Origin of the sequence: Acinetobacter sp. YH12142, assembly GCF_013418435.1 — a bacterium.
GTDB lineage: Bacteria > Pseudomonadota > Gammaproteobacteria > Pseudomonadales > Moraxellaceae > Acinetobacter > Acinetobacter amyesii.
On the sequence record NZ_VPCB01000004.1, the window covers coordinates 127,390 to 147,957 of the forward strand.

Below are 20,568 nucleotides of genomic sequence, written 5' to 3' on the forward strand. Positions count from 1 at the left end.
TAAAACTGTTGAAGAAGAGTGTGATGCAGGAACAGCCTTTTGAACTGGTAACACAATATCAGCCGGCAGGTGATCAGCCTCAAGCGATTGAGAAATTGGTGAAGGGGATTGAAAAAGGAATGCATGATCAGTTGCTCTTAGGGGTAACAGGTTCAGGTAAAACCTATACCATGGCAAATGTGATAGCACGCACGCAACGTCCAACGATTATTATGGCGCATAATAAAACTTTGGCTGCGCAGCTTTATGGCGAGTTTAAAGCCTTCTTTCCGCATAATGCCGTGGAATACTTCGTCAGTTATTATGACTATTATCAACCCGAAGCCTATGTTCCATCTTCAGATACTTTTATTGAAAAAGATTCATCGATTAATGATCATATCGACCAGATGCGTCTTTCGGCAACACGGGCATTATTAGAGCGACGTGATGCAATTATCGTAGCGTCAGTTTCAGCTATTTATGGTCTGGGTGATCCCAATGCTTATATGAGTATGCTTCTGCATATCGTGGAAGGAGACCGTATTAGCCGTGATGATATCATCCGTCGTTTGGTGGAAATGCAATACACCCGAAATGAACTCGAATTTTTACGGGGCACATACCGTATTCGTGGTGAAATTATTGATATTTTTCCTGCTGAATCTGATCAAAATGCCATTCGAATAGAGTTATTTGATGATGAAGTTGATTCAGTTCGATGGTTTGATCCATTGACGGGCAGAATGGTCCGTAAAGTGCCACGGATTACGATTTACCCAAAAAGCCATTATGTAACACCTAAAGATAATTTACAGCGTGCAATTGGGACGATTCGTGAAGAACTCGCAGAACGACTAGGATTCTTTCGTGCAAATGATAAATTACTCGAAGCACAGCGTATCGAACAACGTACACGGTATGATTTAGAGATGATGCAGCAGCTTGGCTATACTAACGGTATTGAAAACTATTCACGCCACTTGTCTGGCCGTCCTTCTGGTGAAGCACCTCCGACTTTGTTTGATTATGTACCTGATGATGCCTTATTAATCATTGATGAATCGCACGTTACCGTTCCGCAAATTGGGGCTATGTATAAAGGTGACCGTTCACGTAAAGAAAATTTGGTCAATTACGGTTTTCGTTTACCAAGTGCGCTTGATAACCGCCCAATGAAATTTGAAGAATGGGAGCGGATTATTCCTTCGACCATTTATGTCAGTGCAACGCCTGCACATTATGAAATGGAAAAGTCTGAACAAGTCGTTGAGCAAGTGGTTCGACCCACAGGTTTGGTTGATCCTGAAATTGAAATTCGTCCAGTGTTAACGCAAGTGGATGATGTATTGTCAGAAATTAATAATCGGAAAAACTTAAATGAGCGTGTATTGGTTACGACATTAACCAAACGTATGGCAGAAGATTTAACTTCATATTTGAAAGAATATGGCATTAAAGTCGCTTATTTACATTCAGATATTGACACTGTTGAGCGCACTAAAATTATCCATGAATTGCGTTCGGGTGTATACGATGCAATTGTTGGGATTAACTTACTACGCGAAGGCTTAGATATGCCAGAAGTGTCTCTAGTAGCCATTTTAGATGCAGACAAAGAAGGCTTCTTACGTTCTGAGCGTTCTTTGATTCAAACCATCGGTCGTGCAGCGCGTAACTTAAATGGTAAAGCGATTTTATATGCAGATCGTATGACCGACTCCATGCAAAAAGCCATTGATGAAACGGATCGTCGTCGTAATTTACAGATTGCATTTAACCTTGAGCATGGCATTACGCCACGCAGTGCAGTGCGTCAAAACGTCAATGATATTGATACTGGTGAAGTGCTGACAGATGATGAAATCGATGCAAAAATTTCAGATCAGTCCAAAGCATTAACTGCAGATGAACGTCATTTGATGTCTGATCCAAAACTTTTAGCAAAACATATGAACAAGCTGGAAAAAGAAATGCTGAAAGCATCGAAAGATTTGCAGTTTGAACAAGCTGCTCGATTACGTGATGAAATCTTGCGTTTAAAAGCACAGATGATTTCATAATTTTGTTAGACAAGATGCGGCATATTGTCTGAATTACATACATAATTCAGACAAGAAAATGATTTTTAGAGCAATTTTTTCCGCTAGAGTAAAAACACGAGAGAGAATTACTTAATTTTCATCGAATGTTTTGCATCGAAATGAGGCATAAAATGACAACAACGAATCTTCCGAAAGCTGGTTTTAAGCTCGCAAAAATTGCACTTGGTGCAGCAGTGTTAATTGGTTTGGGTGCAGCCACAATGGCCTATGCACAGACGAAACCTTTACAGACTGTGGAAAAAGTTGAGCTCGATCGTTATTTAGGGATGTGGTATGAAGTAGCTCGTAAGCCTATGGTTTTTCAAAAAAGCTGTGACCGTGATGTGACTGCGGTTTACACGCTAAATGAAAATGGCAATATTAATGTAAATAATCGCTGTGTATCTAAAGATGGTACCAAGAAGCAATCAATAGGCGAGGCATTTGTACAAAATGCACCGTTTAACACGAAATTAAAAGTTAGTTTCTTACCAGAAGCCATTCGTTGGTTGCCTGTGGGGCGTGGTGATTATTGGGTACTCAAAGCCGAGGAAGACTATCAAACAGTTTTGGTGGGTGAGCCACGTCGTAAATATATGTGGGTTCTTTCTCGTTCGGCTCATCCAGATCAGGAAGTGATTCAGGAATATTTAAATTATGCGCAATCTGTTGGTTATGACTTATCAGATATTATTCATACCAAGCAGACAGTAAAACCATAAATCTAAATATTTGAACAAATGCTAAAAAACCATGCCTGTGCATGGTTTTTTATTTGCTAGAATGTCTCTGCGAAAAGCTTGATCAATCAAGCAAAATATCAAATTTATGGTGTATTCGGGACTGGAGTGAAAGATGTATAAAGGCGTTGCATTGTCTGTATTGGCATCGGTCACTTTTGGTATTTTGTATTTCTTTACCATCTTTTTAAAACCTCTAGATAGCGAGCAAACTTTTGCATGGCGCATGTTAGCGACCTTGCCATTTTTAACCTTATTTATGTGGTGGATGAAAGATTTAAACAAAGTCAGTGAAATTTTTTGGCGAGTGGTTAAGCAGCCGATTTTTCTACTTTGGTTAATTATCAGTTCTTTTTTATGTACCACACAGCTTTGGTTGTTTTTGTGGGGGCCAATTAATGGCCGTGGACTAGAAGTTTCTTTGGGATATTTTTTACTTCCCTTAGTGATGGTTCTAGTCGGATGTGTACTGTATAAAGAAAAACTTTCTAAATGGCAGATGGCTGCCGTGGCACTGGCAATTTTAGGTGTCGGTCACGAAATTTGGCGCATTGGCAGTATCGCGTGGGAAACTGTTTATGTCGCTGTGGCTTACCCGATTTATTTCTTTTTACGTCGTACCTTTAAAACTGATCATTTGGGTGGTTTTTGGTGGGATCTTTGCTTAATTCTGCCTGTAGCCTTTTATTTAGGATTTATCCATAGCGATAGTTTAGCGCTGATGTCGTTATTCCCTCATCTGATTTTGGCGGTTTTGGGACTTGGTTTTCTGAGTGCGCTTGGCTTAGGTAGCTATATGTTGGCGAGTCGTTATTTGCCATTTGTGATTTTTGGTTTGTTGAGTTATTTAGAACCCGTGTTGTTAGCCTTTGCATCGATCGCATTGGGAGAGCGAGTAGAAGCAGAAGAATGGCTGACCTATATTCCAATTTGGGGTGCCGTTTTGTTATTGGTGATAGAAGGCGTCTTGCATCTGTTTAAACAAAAGCAAAATGAACGTGCGCTAGCTAAAAATGTAAAAGCGTTAAATGATCGAATCGATTCTTAGACTGAAAATATTGGTACGATAAATTGATCAGTTCACAATTAACACTTGCTGTTTTTTAAGAAAATCTTAAACTTAGAAAATTAAAACACACCATGATTCAATTCATTGTTTAGGAAGAACAGTATTGAATGATGGTGTACAAAAATATTTATTTTAGATAAAAATAAACTGAAATCGATAAAAGATTGATTAAAGAATCAAGATACAGGATGCAGTCAGTGGTTGTCCCATTTCATCTAAGCACTAAACTTTTACAGCTAGAGCCTGTGTTGGATCAGCATTGGCGGAGTATCGTGTCTGAATTGTGCACTGATCTTGATCAATCCAATTTACCGCAGATACAGCAGGTGTTATCGCAAAAAGGAATTCGTTGGGAGTCTTCATCACAGTCGTATCAACTTGATGTGCCGATGAATTTGGGCATGCTGATGAAAGTACTAAAATATGATGTCATGCGTGAGCATGCACAGTATTTGGCAACAAAGCTCGAAGAACTTCGAACATTGACAATGAGTATTCAAATTGCGCATAAATTAGAAGAAAAATTAATCTATATCAATAAAATAGATGCAGAAGAAGATTTTGAATTGCAGCAAAAAAAAAACATATTACATCGGCATTTTATTTTAAATGCCGCACAAATCATTCGTGAAATGGATTTGCTTGCGCCGAGTGATGCACGTCAACTCACTGCCCAGCAAGTCAAAATTTTCTTGATCGAAGTTTTTTTAAAGTCACATCTATTGGGGCAAGTTTTTGATGCAGCTATCCCGAATTCGTCTTTGATTTGGCAACATCCGATTTTTAAATACTATTTAAAGCGTGAACAAAAAACACGATATTTACAAATCGTACAAACATATGAGTTTATTTATATTTTGTCGCCTGATTTAGATTGGACGACGCAGTATTCAGCAACTCGGTTTTTATCGACAAAGTATAATGACGCCTTAGCAGACGACGTTTTTGATGGGGCAGCTATAGATTTAACTACTGCTTTAGAAAATCAGCAAATAGAACAATTAAAAATTCAAGTCTCAAAGCTAGCATCCATTGCAGGTTTTATACATTTAGATCTACAAAATTTAATGCAGCAATTATATACACGGGTGGATAAGCATCTGCTTTTAATGCTACATGTAGAGGATGCCATTCAATTGGCAACGGTTTTACCAACTTTTGAGCAGCAGTTGAATGCATTGATCTTGAAGCCATTGCATCAGACTGTTCAATATCAACTGAATGAGCAGATACAGCATGATTTTGTCTTTTTTTATAGCATGCAAATATCTCAGAAGCTCATCACGAGTCTAAGAGTCTTGAGTAGTTGCACAAAGTTTGAGGCAAGTTTGGAGTTGAAACGACAGCGACTTCAACTACAGGCTTGGCAGGTACTTTTGTTGAAACGGCGTGCTCAAATTTTTCATGTCCAAAACGAAGATGATTGGGAGTTTCATCATCAGCAGTCACAGCAAATTCATACGGCATTGAAAGCGCTCTTGCAGACGACCGAGGACGAGGATCAACAGCAGATCTTTGCTGCTGAAGCCGTCGTAGAAAATATGGGTACCCATGGCTCGCATGTTGGATTTTCTAAACGCATGACGAAAACAGGGGATTATGAAAGCCTTGAAGCCGATGCTTTAAAAGCGCAGCAACAAAAAAAGCGCCAGACTTATATGCAGGTTTTAATGTTGCTGAAGGAACATGCGTCACAGCTCGTCAATCTCGATTTTGAGCCATGTGAAAATGCCTTAAAGGTGCAGTCTTTTAGTGATCGGAGATATTTTGCGATTAGTGCTGGAGAGAATGGTTTAAATGCACTACCGAAAATATTAGAGCTGAGTGTCAATTTCTTTGAGTTTAATCTGGAAAATTTTGCTGAGAATCTGAAGAATTAACTGAATTTTAAATATTGATCTGACTTCAAAAATCCATTGTTTTGCCCAAAATAAAAAAACACCACAATTTGAAAAATATAAATATTCGTGCATCTTTGAGCTAAATGTGCTGAGATCTGGTTGATAAAACTACATTTGAAATTTTGTGACAAAAATCTGCGAAAAAGCCGGTTTTTCAACTTTCGGCTATAAAATCATAATACTAATCATGATTATTTTGAAAATTGATAGTGAATATATAACAAAATAACCTTGTCGAAATCTGCTTTTAGATTCATTAATTTTCAGTTTTCCATTACAATTGTGGGGTTTTGAAATTTATGCTTAGATTTACAATTAATTAGAGGACGTATCTGTGAGCAAAGACACTATCGTTGCCCTACATGCAGAGCACCAAGGTCGCTGGAAAAACCGTGAAGAAATCGCGGAACGTATGATTGCCCTAGTGGGTCAGTTATATCGTGAAAAAAACATCGTAGCTACAGTATACGGTCGTTCTTTAATTAACCGTTCGGTTATCCAAATTCTTAAAGCGCATCGTCGTACTCGCGTACTTGACGTTGAACTTTCAGTTGTGAACACTTTCCCAATTCTTGAAGCTTTGGCAAAAATCGAAAACATCGGTACTGCTGAAATTGATCTTGGCAAACTTGCTGTTGAGTTCAAAGAAAAAGGCGGTGATGTTGACGCATTCGTTGCTGACGCTGTGAAATCACTTGAAGGCAATGCAACTAACGTTGAAAACCGTGATGTTGTTCTTTACGGTTTCGGTCGTATTGGTCGTATCCTTGCACGTTTGATGATCAGCCAATCTGGTCTAGGTCGTGGCCTTAACCTTAAAGCAATCGTTGTTCGTAAATCATCTGACGGTGACTTAGAAAAACGTGCGTCTTTGTTACGTCGTGACTCTATTCATGGTCCATTCGCAGGTACGATTTCTGTTGATGAAGAAAACGAAGCAATCATTGCTAACGGTAACTTCATCAAAGTGATCTATGCGTCTAACCCATCTGAAGTTGATTACACTGCTTACGGTATTAACAATGCACTTGTAATCGATAACACAGGTAAATGGCGTGATTCTGAAGGTCTTGCACAGCACCTTAAATGCGCTGGCGCTGCACGTGTAATTCTAACTGCACCTGGTAAAGGTGACATGAAGAACGTTGTATACGGTGTGAACCAAGCTGACATCCTTGATGAAGATACAATCATCTCTGCTGCAAGCTGTACAACAAACGCGATCACACCAACACTTAAAGTGTTAAATGACAAGTACACAGTGATTAATGGTCACGTTGAAACAGTTCACTCGTTCACAAACGACCAAAACTTGATCGACAACTACCATAAAGCTGACCGTCGTGGCCGTGCTGCAACATTGAACATGGTTATTACTGAAACAGGTGCTGCTAAAGCTGTTGCTAAAGCACTTCCTGCTCTTCAAGGTAAATTGACTGGTAACTCAGTACGTGTACCTACTCCAAACGTATCTCTTGCAATTTTGAACCTTACTTTGGGTCAAGATGTTGACCGTGAAGAAGTGAATGAATACATTCGCCAAATTTCAATCAACTCTAACCTTCAAGGTCAAATCGGTTATACAAACTCAACTGAAGTTGTATCGTCTGACTTTATCGGGTCACGTACTGCTGGTGTGTTTGACGCTCAAGCGACAATCGCTTCTGGTAACCGTTTAACTGCTTATGTTTGGTACGATAACGAAGTGGGTTATAGCTGCCAAGTATTGCGTATTGCTGAGCAAATGGGCGGCGTAAGCTATCCAAAAATTCCTGCTGAAACGAATGCATAATTTGTGAAAGCTAAAAAAGAGCCTCATTTGAGGCTCTTTTTTATTGTGGAAAATAAAGTTGGCCAATCAGCTTAATAAAATCATATACATTAATTGATGGAAAATTCACCTTGATACGCTCATATGAATCTGTTAGCTTACAAATGGTAAGTACATTAAAAATAGTAAGTAATAACTAAAAACCGTGATCAAGAAAGGAACTCTTCAATGACCAAGTATGCAATCAGTCCATTGTTGGGACAGGTGCTATCTAATGAATGCCCATCCCGTGAAATACTGGAACATCTCACCAATAAATGGTCAGTGCTAGTATTGCGCTGTTTAAGTGAAGGTGTACATCGCTTTAGTGAGCTGAAACAGCGAATTGAAGGGGTCAGTGAAAAAATGCTGGCGCAAACCTTAAAAATGCTGGAGCAAGATGGTTTTATTTTAAGAACGGTGTATCCGGTTGTGCCACCCAAAGTGGAATATCAATTGACCATTACCGGTTCGCAAGCAGCAGAAAAAATAAACTATTTGATTGGCTGGGTAGAGCGCAGTTTGCCAGAGATTTTGGAAAATAAAGAGCGTGTTACTAAATAAAAATTAAATTGCTTTTGGGGAAGCAATAGATGAAAAAATCAGAAAATTTGATTGCGACAGTGTTAGCAGTCTACGCAATTATCTTAACCTTATGCATCGCTATTTATGCAATTTTTAAAAGTTTAGAAGTTGATATTACTTTAGCGACAAATCTTTTGCTTTGGTCGGCGGGGATATTTGCTCCAATAGCGGTCTTAATGACTTACACGAATTGGCGAGAGCAAAAAGGCAGTGAATTAATTGCTGCTCAATCTAAAGATTTAATAATTTATTTAAAGGAATATAAAGCTCAAACTAATAAGCTTCTGGCGCTTGTACTTAATAACTATTTAAATGAATTAGATAATGAAATGATAAAAAAATTTTTAGGTCCTAAAATCGAGCCATGTGAAATCAGAAGGATATGGGGTTCTTTAAGTCCCCTAAGGCAAAATATAAATGATGCTTTGAGTTTTATAAATTTTAATCAAGATAATAAAAAATTAGGAAAACTGATCGACGAATATCGTGAGCTTGCTAGCAAAATTGACTCGCATATATATGGAATAAATAATGAGGAAATCTATCATCAGTTTTTTAGGATAGCATTTTCTGAAAAACTTGATGAATTGATTGAGGAGATGTACGAATATGCGTTATATCGAAAAACATTAAATTTTTAATTAGTAATGAGAAAAGGAATAAACCATTCGATTTATTCCTCATAAAACACTTAATTTTTAACCATCTTATTAAAATCCCACCGATCAATCAGTAAAATTCCAATCGAAAAAACCAAAGCTAGAATCACACAACCCATCCAACCAAAATGCTGCCAGGCATATACTGCACCGAGTGAACCTATAGCTGCACCAGTAAAGTAAATCGTCATATACACCGCATTAATTCGCGAACGGGATTTAAGATCAATCCGATAGACCAAATTTTGATTGAGCACGTGAAATGCTGTTAAACCAAAATATGCCATGAGTACGCCAATCGCATAAATCACGATATTTTGCTGGGCAAAAAATAGAGGGATAGTTGAGAAAAACATCAAAGCAATACAGAGTTTTGCTACAAAGTTTTCTCTACCTTGTCCCACAATTTTACCCGACCAACTTGATGAATAAATCCCGATCACACCAAGCAAGCCAAACAGACCAATTTCAAAATCAGTAAAGTAATATGGCGCACTGCCTAAGACAAAAGTCATAGAGGTAAAAATCATCGACAAAATACCAAAACCCAAAGCACCAGCACAGGCACGACGAATCAGATGTGGATTATTTTGAGCAATGATAAACAACGAGCGGTAAATTCCTATCATTGTTAAACCTGCTTGCGGCGTCGTGTTCGGAAGTTTTTTCCACATGATCATCGCAAAACCTAAAGTGATGATACCACTGGTGAAATACACAGCATTCCAGGACCAATAGGTCGATACAAAGCCTGCAAATGTTCGCGATAAAATGATGCCCATGACCAAGCCGCTCATGAGTTTACCTACAGTGGCTGCGCTGGATTCGGGTGGGCTAATACTCGATGCAAAAGGAATTAGGACTTGTGCCGAAATTGCGCCAAACGTCGCACAAAGGGTAAATAGATACAGCGTGCTTAAGTTGCTACTTAACGATAATAAAATCTGAGAAAGAGCAGCAAAGACCATTAAGCTAACAATGAGTTTGCGCTTATTTAAAAAGTCACCTAGTGGGACCAAGAGCATTAAACCTAAAACATAGCCAATTTGTGCAATCACTACAGTCAAACCAGCTTCACTGGTGCTAATGCCTAAACCTTTTTCAATCGAATAGATAAGCGGTTGATTAAAATATGCTGATCCTGCGCATAGACCACAAGCAAGTGCCATCAATAAAACAAATTGTGATGACAATGGACTGATAGTATTCCTTTCCTTAGGATTTGACATAACAAAAACTCTGATTGCAAGAATTGCACTATATGAAGATGTTACGACAAGCAGAAATAACAAAAAACAACCAACTTAGCGTTGCGAGCTATATGTACATCAGACGATCAATTCAAGCTGGATTGTACTTTTAAAATTTTGATACAAGCTCAAAAAAAATCTGCTTGAAATGCATGATCTTCATGGAATAGTGAATAAATATAGTCGAGAAATTCTTTAAAATATGGCAGAATAAGCGGTTTTAAAGTTTTTAGAGGATTGGCAAATATGCGCTTTGTTGATGAAGCAGTCATTACCGTAGAGGCTGGCGACGGTGGCAATGGCGTAGCCAGTTTTCGCCGTGAAAAATTCGTACCATTTGGTGGTCCAGATGGTGGTGATGGTGGTCGTGGCGGTAACGTATACGTTCAAGCCGACAACGACACAAGTACCCTAGTAGATTATCGTTATACACGTAAATTCCGTGCAGAACGTGCTAAAAATGGTCGTGGAGCGAACTGCTCAGGCCGTGGCGGTGAAGATACCGTATTGCTCGTTCCAGTGGGCACAACAATTGTAGATACAGAATCTGGCGATATCATCGGCGACTTAGTGGCTGACGGTCAGCGTGTGTTAGTGGCAGCAGGTGGTGAAGGTGGTTTGGGTAATACTCACTTCAAATCTTCAACCAACCGTTCTCCACGTAAATGTACACACGGCTCAAAAGGCGAATATCGTGAAATTCGTCTTGAATTAAAAGTACTCGCAGACGTTGGTTTGTTGGGTATGCCAAATGCAGGTAAATCAACCTTTATCCGTGCAGTTTCAGCAGCAAAACCAAAAGTTGCAGATTATCCATTTACCACTATGGTGCCAAACCTAGGTGTGGTTGATGCCGATAGTCACCGCTCATTTGTAATGGCGGATATTCCGGGTCTAATCGAAGGTGCTGCAGAAGGTGCAGGTCTAGGTATTCGATTCCTGAAACACTTGGCACGTACACGTATTTTATTACACATCGTAGATGTTCAACCGATTGATGGTTCTGACCCTGCGTACAATGCAAAAGCAATTTTGGAAGAGTTGAAAAAATTCTCCCCAACGCTTTCAAAATTACCTGTTGTATTGGTACTCAATAAAGTAGACCAATTGGCGGCTGAAACGCGTGATGAATGGTGTGATCACATTCTCGAAGAGTTGCAGTGGAAAGGCCCTGTATTCAAAACTTCAGGTTTAACATTTGAAGGTACTAAAGACGTTGTGTACTACCTGATGGATCAAATTGAAGAACAGCGCGAACGAGAAACTGAAGATCCTGAATATGCTGCAGAAGTTAAAGCGTTCCGTGATCAGCTTGAAGTTGAAACACGTGAGCAAACGCTTGCTGCGAAAGAAGCATATCGTGAAATGCGTCGTCAACAACGTCTGGCAGGTCAAGGTGAAGACTTTGATGATGAATTTGAAGACGGTGATGATGAGGCAGAATCGTACTACGTACGTTAATTGCTGAATAAGTGTCAAAGCAAACAAGTCTGAGGACAAGATGATAGAAGTGGTAGATGGGCAACGTCAGCTCAAGGGTTGTAAACGTATCGTTGTTAAAATCGGATCATCACTACTCACAGCAAACGGAAAAGGGTTAGATCTGGATGCAATCTCGCATTGGGCGGGACAAATTGCAGAACTACACAATGCAGGGCACGAGATCATTCTTGTGTCTTCCGGTGCTGTGGCTGAAGGGATGGTTCGAATGAATCTGGACAGCCGACCCACAGATCTACCCAGTCTTCAGGCTTGCGCAGCCATTGGACAAATGGGTTTAATACATACTTGGTCAAGCGTTTTAGAACAATGTTCTATTCGTACAGCTCAAGTTTTATTAACCCATGATGATTTGGCTGACCGTCGTCGTTATTTAAACTCTTGTGATGCCTTGCAGCATTTGATTGATTGGCGTGTGATTCCTGTGATCAATGAAAATGACACAGTGTCGACTGACGAAATCCGCTTTGGCGATAACGATACTTTGGCTGCGATGGTGGCTGGACAGGTTCATGCAGACCTTTTGGTGATTCTAACTGACCAAGAAGGCATGTTTGACTCAGACCCTCGTTCCAATCCAGATGCAAAACTGTTTCATACAGTACGTGCAATGGATGAATCATTATTCGATATGGCTGGCGGCGGCGGTAAATTCGGTCGTGGTGGTATGTTGACCAAAGTTCGTGCGGCACGTTTGGCAGCCAAGTCCGGTTGTCCAACAGTCATTGCGAGCGGTGATAGCGACAATGTGCTTTCACGTGTGATGGCAGGTGAATTACTCGGTACCTTATTCATTACGGACAATGATCGTGTGACAGCCCATCAACAATGGTTAGCTGCACATTTACAAACAGCGGGTCGTTTAGTAATTGATGATGGCGCAGTCAAAGCCATTCGTGATAATCACCGCAGTTTATTACCTGTCGGTGTGAAAGCTGTTGAAGGGCATTTCGAACGTGGTGATGTGGTGGAATGTGTCGATACACAAGGTCATCGTGTTGCCGTAGGTCGTGTAAACTTCAGTTCACGTTCGGCCGAAATCGTCAAAGGTTTGGCCTCAGATAAAGTTCATCAAGTTTTAGGGGAAGCCCGATCACTTGAAATGATCCATCGCAATCATATGGCAATATATTAGCAAAAACCTACCATAACCTAACATAACGTGAAGGCTTGATTCTGTAAGGGATTGAGCCTTTTTCTTGTGTGGTGCAATAACATACAATAAACTACGATGGGAGGTTAAACGGAGGTTAAATGGGAGGTTAAAAAAATTAATCGCCATAAATTCTAAAGCCTCTTAATTGTATGAATTATTGAGGAAATAATAATGCTGTCTAAATTGCAAATTGATGCTATTAAGCCAACCTCCAAGCTACAGAAAATTAATGATAGTGAGATGCTGTATTTATTCGTATCCCCGACAGGTCGTAAAACTTGGAAAGTGCTTTATACGCTTGATGGGAAAAAGAACACAATCACACTGGGAGAGTATCCAAAGGTACTCAATGCTAAAGATGCACGTTTAAGACGTGACGAGATAAAAAAACAAGTATCAGAGGGCATTAACCCGACTGAGCAAAAACGACAAGAAAAGATTAAAGATTTATCAGAGATGAGTTTTGCCGACCTGATCCAGCTTTATGCTGAAAAAGTCACACCACACAAAAGGGGCGGACGTGTGGAAACCGTTATTTTGAGTAGCTATATAAAATCATTTCCCCGATTGATGAAGAAACCAGTAAACCAACTAGGACAGCTAGACATGATTCAATTTAGGGATGAGCGATTAAAAAAGGTAAAGAGTGCGACAGTAGCTAGGGATTTGGGCTTATTAAGTGCTGTATTCAAGTATGCACGACAAGAACTAAGAATTATGAGCAGCTCCCCATTGGACGACATAGCCAAGCCAAAGCAGTCACCTAGTAGAAATAGACGTATTTCACAAGATGAGATAGACCAAATTTTGCAGGCATTCAAATATGATGGACGTTCCCAGCCAATCACTAAGAAACAACAAACAGCATGGGCGTTTTTATTTGCTATTGAAACAGCAATGAGGGCAAGTGAGATAACAGGCTTAAAGTGGGCGGACGTTTACGACAAGCATGTCGAGCTGGAGCTCACAAAGAACGGCGCAGCTAGAAAAGTGCCTTTATCCAAGCGAGCTATTGAGCTTCTAAGTTATATGCGAGGAATAGACGAAACCGATGTATGCACTCTTAAAAATAAGGTGGCTGATGGTGAAGTGGGTAGAGGTGCATTGTCAGCATATTTTAACCAAGTGGTGAAAGGTAAATTAAAAATTAATGATTTAACTTTTCACGATACCCGACATGAAGCCATTTCACGCATGGTTAAAAATGCCAAGCTCCCAGTAGAGGTACTGGCAAAAATTACAGGCCATAAAACCATAAGCATTTTAATTAATACCTACTATAACCCCGACATTGAAGAACTAGCCAACCATCTACACAAGGAAGATGACCCCGATATTATCTTGTTTAAAAAGTCTGTTTGAGTACGACAAGCTAGGACGTTCAATAACTAGCAATTACTTAATTATTTGATATATTGATTCAGCTAGGTATAGGAGGCATCCGACAAGCAAGTACCCAACTTGTTTACCTAGCTACTTTTTGGGGGGTGCTGTGGGAGGCAATATGTTGGTTATTCACGAGAAAATAACGGTTGAAGATGCTTTAAATTTTGAGGGTGATAATTTTATATTTTTCAAACAGATTTTTTCAAGAGTATGCGAGCTTTGTAGTCGAGATATTGATGATACTGCAAACCTTAAAAAAAACTACGAAGAACAACTAAAGAAAGAGTTAGTCAGGGGCAGAACTGGAGCTATTGTCGATATTATTAGGGATATAAAAGATGAGCCGAGGCTAGATAAGCGTAAGGCTCAGATGATTTATTTTAGTGCAATTTACACTCTTGATAATGCCTTTGCGTATTGTTGGTCTGTGAATATGAGAGAAACAAATTCTCTTAGTAAACTTATTTTTGATAAATCTAATAGTGCTAGCTTAGAAGCAACATCCCTTAGCACTATGCTTAGTAGTTTAAATACATTAGAGGATATAACCTCAAATCATTTTACAGGTGAAGTAACACGTCATTTTGTAGATAAAGCGATAAAAAAAGCCATCAAGCAAGAAAGAGAGCCTCAAAGTAAAGGTGGAAAGGTCAGAGCAGAAAACTATAAGCAAAATAATGAGCTAGCCTTTAAACACATAGAGGAATTATGGGATACAGGACAATGGGCAAAAGCCTCTAAATGTGCAGAGGATATTTTTAATTTGAAAGAAATTGAACTACCCTACACAACTGTATACAACCATTTAAGAAGCTATATAAAATCAAAAAAATGATTTTTGCTAGCAGATATTAAAAACAGCCACTACATATCAAAGTTCACTAGCACACTGATATTAATATAATAAAATCAAAAACATACTAGCACCCAAGCAATAACGCTTTATGAATTGCAAGGGTGCAATATGCTATACACAGAACAATATGCTCGTATTAAACAATTAGCGAGCGCACCATCTACCCCCGAAAAAATCTACACAGTAAAGACAGGCGAAAATGCAGGCATGAAACGCAAAGTTAATGCCAAGCCTGAGCGTGTCGGATTACTCCCAGTCAGTGAAAAAACAATTTGGACTTGGGTCAAGCAAGGGAAATTTCCGCAACCTCTTAAAATCAGTGGCAACGTCACTGTATGGCGTATGTCTGAGGTGCAGGCATGGATTGAAGAACAAGCCACCATTGCAACGATGGAGGCTTAATCAATGAATAACACCCAATTAAAACAAGTCCTAGCACACCTCAAGCAAGGAAAAACTATTTCACAAGCCGAGGCCATTGACCTTTTTAACTGCTACCGCCTGAGCGCAATTATTCAGCGTTTACGGTGTGCAGGCTATGACATTGCGACCCATAACGAGCGCAATAAGTCAGGCATTGGCCGACATGCACGTTATGAGCTTATGAAAGAGGTGGCAGCATGAACCCATCTATTTTTAATTTCAATGAACACGGCGTTCGGATTGTCTTAGATGACAGTAAAGAACCGTGGTTTTGTTTGACTGATGTTTATAAATCTTTAGACATAAGCCGTACATCACGACTATTTCGAGAGTTAGATGCAAAGGGTGTGGCGGATTGCCACATCCTCACAAATGGCGGTACTCAAAAGCTCAAGTTTATTAATGAGCCGAATCTATACCGCATTATTTTCCGATCCAATAAAAAAGAAGCGTTGAATTTCCAAAACTGGGTATTTTCTGAGGTACTGCCAAGCATCCGCAAGACTGGGAGTTATTCAGCAAGACAGACAGCCTATGAAGAATTAAACCGCCTATGTATGCAGGAAAAGACCCAAAAGGCTAAAGGTTCATTTCATGGCACTGGATTAGTGAACCATCGTTATTCAATGCGAGATTTAAACCTAAGAATTACAACATGCAAAGCAAATTTACAGCTTACTTTTGAGGGGGTAGACAATGAATAAACATGTACACCCTGAGTTTTTCAAAGCCTTCGACCACTACAAAGCAATGCTGGCCCAGTATGGGGAACACCACCCCATCACAGAGCAGGCCCTCATTTTGACTATGCACTACACGCCTGAGTATATCAAAGAGGAAATGCACCAAAAGGCGAAGGAATTAAACCTATTGCCACCGCCAAGCGGTTACACGGATGACGGCGAACCCATGTACCGCCTAGAGGACATTGCAAAGCATTTCGGCATTTCGTTTGAAGAAGCAGAACAGCATTTATTGCAGATGATGGATAACCGCCAAAAGGTCGGTTTATCGAATGACGGCGTTTTGATTAATTCAGATATTCATATCAACCGTGTGCAGTGAGGTGAAGGCATGAAAGACATTGTATTAGCTTCATATCGCACTAACACCGATGCAGATATTGAGGCAGATTTAATCGTAAACAATGAGGCTTGTAGTTTTATCGAACTAATCACCGTAGGCGGTGGAGTTCAGGCCATTGATGACGGTATGAAGCAACTTATGCAAAACCCTCAAGCCACTGGCGTTGTGGTGCTGCATGGGGAGAGCTTACAGCAGCTTATTGATGCTTACTTGAAAGGAGCAGAAGCATGAAAAACAAGTTATTCAATATTGCTAACATGCCAAAGTATAGTTATATTAATCGGGCTTTGAGCAAAATCTCAAAGTTAGCTTTGGTCGGCTATGAATATCTAGCGCATACAGTCCGCTTTAAGGGCTTTTTTTGTATGCGTAATATCTCTATGCATTCGCATTTTATGGCGAAGCTGGAGGGGGACACTTTCGAGTGTGCCAGTTACCTAGATTACTGGTCGACCAACCCCCTTCAGCTTTGCCACCTTAATTACTTGGTCGTAATTGGCAGAGCTTCTAAATCAAATCTAGGAGCGCATTCTCATGCCTAATCAAATCAATAAATCAGCTCAAAACTTTTTAGAAAATGCTCAAGTCATTCTTGAATCACTGGAAGGTACATTGCTTCGCTTATATGTGAGCTATGACCAGCACGATATATCCGATAACAAAGCAAAGGCGATGCTTGAAGTATGCGAAACGCTGGCAAATGCTGCTTTAGAAGATATTGAAAGTGCGAGCGCAAAAACAATACTAGACATCTCAATGATTGTTAGCCTTGCTACTGGCATTTTATACACGCTTGAAGAACTGGCGCATTTAAACCTAGCAAAAGGCCATACAGCAGCAGCTATAAACGGATTAACTCTAGTTTGTAGCACATTAAATGAATTGCTAGAAACTGCGGTGAATTATGTGATGAAAGGGGGTGCGAAATGAACAAGCAGACTTCAAAACTAGCTTGGCACTACACCACTGGCACGAAGTTCAAGCAGATTGTAGAAAGTGGCTACCTAGACCCTAAAAAGACAGTTACACCACCGAACGAAAAACCTATTTTATGGTTCTCTAAGCACCAGCATTTTGAGCCAACAGCACAGAAAGCAAAAAGACTGCCAACAGGTCAAATCGAGAACTTAGGCATGATGGGAACGTATGAAATGGGTGGAGGTTTAATCCGTTTCGGCTATCCAATTGCAAAGCTAACCGAATATAAAAAGCTATGCAGACAAGCAGGCATTGCCATGTTCGATGTATTGTCACTTGAACGAGTTGGATTGTCGCAAGGGGCAAAACCTACCGACTGGATGGGAACTCTAAAGAAAATTGATATTCAGGATTGCATCATAGAAGTGTTTAGCGGTGATGCTTGGGTGAATGTGAAAGGGGGTGAAGTATGAATGCAAAAATCACTCTTAACGCTCCCTTAGTGGTCAGCACTGATCCAGTGACAGGCAATATAACTGAATTTCATTCGATTGAAGATTTTACGACAGGCTGTATTGATGAGCGCAATCTTAAAGTTAAGCCTGAGAGCTATATTTATTCTGAATTGCCGAATTATAACTGTGAAGAATGCACAGTACTGCCTTATGTGAATCCTGAGCAATTGAGCGAAATTGTAGGCTATGCAGTCAAAGGCATTGCCAAAAAATACGACACGGATCAGACACCCCACAAAGAAATTGATTCTAAAGAAGTATCTTTTTTGATAGGCAAAGCTGGAGTATTCGCAAGCAACACAAATAATAAATATATGCCGTATGTTCTAGGTACAGACAATATAAATTTATTTGTGAAACTTGCTAAGGCTGGCGAATCGGTTGTACTTCATAACGATATTGATGAAGCGTATCAGATTATAAACAACGGTATGCCTGAAACAATATTTAGAATGATGGTGGGCTTTAATCTATCTGAACAGAATCAGGATTTATTTGTTCAGGTGAATGATAGTTTTAAAACACTTCCACCAAATCAGATAAAGCAATTTTTCCTTGATAAAAAACAGCAGATCGAAAAATCAATCGAATCTGATTTACTTATACAGCCTCATGCCGAGGGCGAACCAAACCAAGATGCAACCCCTCAAGATTGGGGCGAGTTATTGCCGTTATCTCAATCAGAAACCGTTTTAAATCCTTATCCGATACATGCGTTGCCACCACTGGCACAGGAGGCAGTAAGGGCTATTTCTGAGCATGTGCAATCACCAATTGCCATGACTGCTCAGTGTGTTATTGGTGCTATGTCGCATATTGCACAGGCCCAAGTTAATGCTCCCCATCCATTTAATGCACACGGCGAGCCATGCAGTTTATTTTTGCTTACAGAGGGGCAAAGTGGCAGCCGCAAGAGTACAAGCCGAAACCTAGCAGATCAGGCCATTATTAAGCATGAACGCAAACAGTACGAGGCATACAGGCAAGAGCTGGAGCAATGGAAAAGCGGACAGGCTGGATTACCTAAAAAAGACCGTGAGGCATATTGTGCAGAGAATCCACCACCTAACGACCCTAGCACCCTATACAGCGATATAACCCTTGAATCTATTGCAGGGCTTTTCATTGACGGCGTTTTAAGTAATGCGTCCATTGCCAGTGATGAAGCAGGGCAATTTTTCGGCGGTCATAGCATGAAAGCCGATACACGTAACCAAGCACTAGGAGGCTATGCAAAGTTATTTGATGATGGTTTTGTGGAACGTACCCGATCCAAGTCTAATTTGAACGGCAGTGGCCGAGCTTATGACGTTAGATTGACGTTTAATTTACAGGGACAGCATGAAGTTCTAGCAGAAGCATTAAAAGACCCAGTGCTAAGGGGACAAGGCTTTTTACCTAGATTCATTCTAACCATCCCTGAAAATCTAGCAGGCACACGCCTACAAGATGCAATCTATAGAAATAAGAATGCAAGCACTGACCATAGACTTATAGCCTACTGGACACGTTGCGAATATCTACTTGATGACTGCCCTCAAGTGAAAGCCGAGCATGAATTACATAATGGGCGATATGTTCTGCCTATGAATGACGAGGCAAGGGAGATAGATGCAGCGTTCTATAATATGTTTGAAGAATTACAGGGCAAAGGGAAACGCTACGAATACCTACAAGCGTTCGCTAGTCGTGCCAGTCAATTAGCACGCCGTCTAGCTACTGTGTTCGCTTATTTTGAGGGCTTACAGTGGATTGATGCCAAAACCCTAAAGGGAGCTTGTGAGGTTGTTAAACATTCATTAAATGAGTGGGCGATGTATGCAGAAATTGAGGTTAAAGCGGAAAGTGATGCTGAAAAGTTGATTAAGTGGATTGCCAAAAAGTGCAATGACCAAAAGACCGACCGCATAGCGTACTCAAATGTTCAAACTTCATGCCCTAGACCCATGCAAAAGAATAAAAACCTTTTGGAAATGGTTATTCAGCAACTAGAAGATTCACACTATATCAAGATCGAATCTATAGGGCGCACAAGGTACGTTGTAATTCACCCTTTTTTAGTAGAATCGTGACTAAGTGACTAAATGGGCCTGAAAGCCTTACAGCACAAGGCTTTTCACTTAGCAGTCATGGTTTGACTAAGTGACTAAGTGACTAAATGGAATTAATCATTTAATTTTTTAGTTTAGTCATTTAGTCATAGCGGTTTTAGGTGACTGCTAAACAGAGAGCCTTATATATCAATAGTTACAGGGCTATTTAGTCATTTAGTCAGACTTTTGAAGAAAAATATATAAATTGAGAATTGAACAATGCCAAACGTAAACAAAGCAACTGTGATGGGTGTATTAGGCCGTGACCCTGAAACTAAACAATTTCCCAACGGTGGCAGCATTACTACATTCAGCGTTGCAACTTCCGAATTTTGGAAAGACAAGACCACAGGCGAGCGCAAAGAAGCGACTGAGTGGCACAGAATCACCACTAACAACCGATTAGCCGAGATTGCTAGCAAGTACCTCAAGAAGGGCAGCAAGGTTTATATCGAGGGCAGCTTGCGTACAAGGAAGTGGAAAGACAATAAAGGAGCGGATCGGGAAGTAACCGAGATTCGAGCCGATGAACTGCAATTGCTGTGATGCTAGATAACT

Annotated in this window: 21 protein-coding genes and 1 pseudogene; 21 read left to right on the top strand and 1 reads right to left on the bottom strand. The window is 40.1% G+C overall.

The features are described from left to right. Positions 1 to 20: 20 nt before the first annotated feature. The 7 genes from uvrB (at position 21) to FTU77_RS15970 (ending at position 8,809) form a co-directional block, all read left to right on the top strand. Complete coding sequence (gene uvrB, locus FTU77_RS05205) at positions 21 to 2,042, top strand: excinuclease ABC subunit UvrB (RefSeq protein WP_180055054.1); 2,022 nt, start codon at positions 21 to 23, stop codon at positions 2,040 to 2,042. 152 nt (positions 2,043 to 2,194) lie between these two features. Further along, positions 2,195 to 2,785, top strand: a complete 591-nt coding sequence (locus tag FTU77_RS05210; protein WP_180055056.1) for a lipocalin family protein — start codon at positions 2,195 to 2,197, stop codon at positions 2,783 to 2,785. Positions 2,786 to 2,918: 133 nt separating this feature from the next. Beyond that, positions 2,919 to 3,851, top strand: a complete 933-nt coding sequence (gene rarD, locus FTU77_RS05215; RefSeq protein WP_180055058.1) for an EamA family transporter RarD — start codon at positions 2,919 to 2,921, stop codon at positions 3,849 to 3,851. 209 nt (positions 3,852 to 4,060) lie between these two features. Then, positions 4,061 to 5,752, top strand: a complete 1,692-nt coding sequence (locus FTU77_RS05220) for a hypothetical protein (RefSeq protein WP_180055060.1) — start codon at positions 4,061 to 4,063, stop codon at positions 5,750 to 5,752. Between the two features lie 355 nt (positions 5,753 to 6,107). Beyond that, positions 6,108 to 7,565 carry a glyceraldehyde-3-phosphate dehydrogenase gene (locus FTU77_RS05225; protein WP_180004927.1) on the top strand — a complete coding sequence of 486 codons (1,458 nt, stop codon included), beginning with the start codon at positions 6,108 to 6,110 and terminating at the stop codon, positions 7,563 to 7,565. A gap of 207 nt (positions 7,566 to 7,772) precedes the next feature. Next, a complete protein-coding gene (locus FTU77_RS05230) occupies positions 7,773 to 8,147 on the top strand; it encodes a helix-turn-helix domain-containing protein (RefSeq protein WP_125278388.1) in 375 nt (124 codons plus the stop codon). A 29-nt stretch (positions 8,148 to 8,176) separates the two neighbouring features. Continuing rightward, the gene (locus FTU77_RS15970) at positions 8,177 to 8,809 is read left to right on the top strand and encodes a hypothetical protein (RefSeq protein ID WP_257218977.1); all 633 of its coding nucleotides are present in this window, start codon (positions 8,177 to 8,179) and stop codon (positions 8,807 to 8,809) included. A gap of 50 nt (positions 8,810 to 8,859) precedes the next feature. Here the strand turns inward: FTU77_RS15970 and FTU77_RS05240 are convergent, their stop codons facing one another. Further along, positions 8,860 to 10,056: an MFS transporter gene (locus FTU77_RS05240; protein ID WP_180026330.1), complete on the bottom strand. Its 1,197-nt coding sequence runs from the start codon at positions 10,054 to 10,056 to the stop codon at positions 8,860 to 8,862. Between the two features lie 267 nt (positions 10,057 to 10,323). Between FTU77_RS05240 and cgtA the strand changes: the two genes are divergently transcribed. The 14 genes and pseudogenes from cgtA to ssb all read left to right on the top strand — a co-directional run. Further along, a complete protein-coding gene (gene cgtA, locus FTU77_RS05245) occupies positions 10,324 to 11,538 on the top strand; it encodes an Obg family GTPase CgtA (protein WP_180007686.1) in 1,215 nt (404 codons plus the stop codon). A 40-nt stretch (positions 11,539 to 11,578) separates the two neighbouring features. Continuing rightward, the gene (gene proB, locus FTU77_RS05250; RefSeq protein WP_180040485.1) at positions 11,579 to 12,712 is read left to right on the top strand and encodes a glutamate 5-kinase; all 1,134 of its coding nucleotides are present in this window, start codon (positions 11,579 to 11,581) and stop codon (positions 12,710 to 12,712) included. Between the two features lie 192 nt (positions 12,713 to 12,904). Further along, a complete protein-coding gene (locus tag FTU77_RS05255) occupies positions 12,905 to 14,095 on the top strand; it encodes a site-specific integrase (RefSeq protein WP_180055062.1) in 1,191 nt (396 codons plus the stop codon). 142 nt (positions 14,096 to 14,237) lie between these two features. Beyond that, the gene (locus tag FTU77_RS05260; RefSeq protein WP_180055064.1) at positions 14,238 to 14,954 is read left to right on the top strand and encodes a hypothetical protein; all 717 of its coding nucleotides are present in this window, start codon (positions 14,238 to 14,240) and stop codon (positions 14,952 to 14,954) included. A gap of 129 nt (positions 14,955 to 15,083) precedes the next feature. Continuing rightward, positions 15,084 to 15,377 (top strand): AlpA family transcriptional regulator, encoded by a 294-nt coding sequence (locus FTU77_RS05265; RefSeq protein ID WP_103851209.1) that lies wholly within the window; start codon positions 15,084 to 15,086, stop codon positions 15,375 to 15,377. A gap of 3 nt (positions 15,378 to 15,380) precedes the next feature. Beyond that, positions 15,381 to 15,599 (top strand): helix-turn-helix domain-containing protein, encoded by a 219-nt coding sequence (locus FTU77_RS05270; RefSeq protein WP_180055066.1) that lies wholly within the window; start codon positions 15,381 to 15,383, stop codon positions 15,597 to 15,599. Continuing rightward, positions 15,596 to 16,102, top strand: coding sequence for a BRO family protein (locus tag FTU77_RS05275; RefSeq protein WP_180055069.1), 507 nt, complete (start codon positions 15,596 to 15,598; stop codon positions 16,100 to 16,102). The genes FTU77_RS05270 and FTU77_RS05275 overlap by 4 nt, the downstream gene beginning before the upstream one ends. After that, positions 16,095 to 16,463: a hypothetical protein gene (locus tag FTU77_RS05280; protein WP_180055071.1), complete on the top strand. Its 369-nt coding sequence runs from the start codon at positions 16,095 to 16,097 to the stop codon at positions 16,461 to 16,463. The genes FTU77_RS05275 and FTU77_RS05280 overlap by 8 nt, the downstream gene beginning before the upstream one ends. Positions 16,464 to 16,472: 9 nt before the next feature. Then, positions 16,473 to 16,715, top strand: coding sequence for a hypothetical protein (locus FTU77_RS05285; protein WP_180055073.1), 243 nt, complete (start codon positions 16,473 to 16,475; stop codon positions 16,713 to 16,715). Continuing rightward, positions 16,712 to 17,026, top strand: a complete 315-nt coding sequence (locus FTU77_RS15975; RefSeq protein WP_257223577.1) for a hypothetical protein — start codon at positions 16,712 to 16,714, stop codon at positions 17,024 to 17,026. Before FTU77_RS05285 ends, FTU77_RS15975 begins: the two co-directional genes overlap by 4 nt. Beyond that, positions 17,019 to 17,414, top strand: a complete 396-nt coding sequence (locus FTU77_RS05290; protein WP_180055076.1) for a hypothetical protein — start codon at positions 17,019 to 17,021, stop codon at positions 17,412 to 17,414. The genes FTU77_RS15975 and FTU77_RS05290 overlap by 8 nt, the downstream gene beginning before the upstream one ends. Beyond that, complete coding sequence (locus FTU77_RS05295; protein WP_180055078.1) at positions 17,411 to 17,875, top strand: hypothetical protein; 465 nt, start codon at positions 17,411 to 17,413, stop codon at positions 17,873 to 17,875. The genes FTU77_RS05290 and FTU77_RS05295 overlap by 4 nt, the downstream gene beginning before the upstream one ends. Next, positions 17,872 to 19,989: a YfjI family protein gene (locus tag FTU77_RS05300; protein ID WP_257223578.1), complete on the top strand. Its 2,118-nt coding sequence runs from the start codon at positions 17,872 to 17,874 to the stop codon at positions 19,987 to 19,989. The genes FTU77_RS05295 and FTU77_RS05300 overlap by 4 nt, the downstream gene beginning before the upstream one ends. 240 nt (positions 19,990 to 20,229) lie before the next feature. After that, positions 20,230 to 20,553: pseudogene (gene ssb, locus FTU77_RS05305) on the top strand (single-stranded DNA-binding protein); the annotation flags it as partial. Positions 20,554 to 20,568: the final 15 nt, after the last annotated feature.

What these genes read in the sequence shown, in the direction of transcription:
- cgtA (WP_180007686.1), top strand. Translation starts at nt 10,324, where the DNA reads ATGCGCTTTGTTGATGAAGCAGTCATTACCGTAGAGGCTGGCGACGGT.
- FTU77_RS05285 (WP_180055073.1), top strand. Translation starts at nt 16,473, where the DNA reads ATGAAAGACATTGTATTAGCTTCATATCGCACTAACACCGATGCAGAT.
- proB (WP_180040485.1), top strand. Translation starts at nt 11,579, where the DNA reads ATGATAGAAGTGGTAGATGGGCAACGTCAGCTCAAGGGTTGTAAACGT.
- FTU77_RS15975 (WP_257223577.1), top strand. Translation starts at nt 16,712, where the DNA reads ATGAAAAACAAGTTATTCAATATTGCTAACATGCCAAAGTATAGTTAT.
- FTU77_RS05240 (WP_180026330.1), bottom strand. Translation starts at nt 10,056, where the DNA reads ATGTCAAATCCTAAGGAAAGGAATACTATCAGTCCATTGTCATCACAA.
- FTU77_RS05290 (WP_180055076.1), top strand. Translation starts at nt 17,019, where the DNA reads ATGCCTAATCAAATCAATAAATCAGCTCAAAACTTTTTAGAAAATGCT.
- FTU77_RS05230 (WP_125278388.1), top strand. Translation starts at nt 7,773, where the DNA reads ATGACCAAGTATGCAATCAGTCCATTGTTGGGACAGGTGCTATCTAAT.
- FTU77_RS05265 (WP_103851209.1), top strand. Translation starts at nt 15,084, where the DNA reads ATGCTATACACAGAACAATATGCTCGTATTAAACAATTAGCGAGCGCA.
- FTU77_RS05270 (WP_180055066.1), top strand. Translation starts at nt 15,381, where the DNA reads ATGAATAACACCCAATTAAAACAAGTCCTAGCACACCTCAAGCAAGGA.
- FTU77_RS05280 (WP_180055071.1), top strand. Translation starts at nt 16,095, where the DNA reads ATGAATAAACATGTACACCCTGAGTTTTTCAAAGCCTTCGACCACTAC.
- FTU77_RS05300 (WP_257223578.1), top strand. Translation starts at nt 17,872, where the DNA reads ATGAATGCAAAAATCACTCTTAACGCTCCCTTAGTGGTCAGCACTGAT.
- FTU77_RS05210 (WP_180055056.1), top strand. Translation starts at nt 2,195, where the DNA reads ATGACAACAACGAATCTTCCGAAAGCTGGTTTTAAGCTCGCAAAAATT.
- FTU77_RS05255 (WP_180055062.1), top strand. Translation starts at nt 12,905, where the DNA reads ATGCTGTCTAAATTGCAAATTGATGCTATTAAGCCAACCTCCAAGCTA.
- FTU77_RS05260 (WP_180055064.1), top strand. Translation starts at nt 14,238, where the DNA reads ATGTTGGTTATTCACGAGAAAATAACGGTTGAAGATGCTTTAAATTTT.
- FTU77_RS05275 (WP_180055069.1), top strand. Translation starts at nt 15,596, where the DNA reads ATGAACCCATCTATTTTTAATTTCAATGAACACGGCGTTCGGATTGTC.
- FTU77_RS05220 (WP_180055060.1), top strand. Translation starts at nt 4,061, where the DNA reads ATGCAGTCAGTGGTTGTCCCATTTCATCTAAGCACTAAACTTTTACAG.
- rarD (WP_180055058.1), top strand. Translation starts at nt 2,919, where the DNA reads ATGTATAAAGGCGTTGCATTGTCTGTATTGGCATCGGTCACTTTTGGT.
- FTU77_RS15970 (WP_257218977.1), top strand. Translation starts at nt 8,177, where the DNA reads ATGAAAAAATCAGAAAATTTGATTGCGACAGTGTTAGCAGTCTACGCA.
- FTU77_RS05295 (WP_180055078.1), top strand. Translation starts at nt 17,411, where the DNA reads ATGAACAAGCAGACTTCAAAACTAGCTTGGCACTACACCACTGGCACG.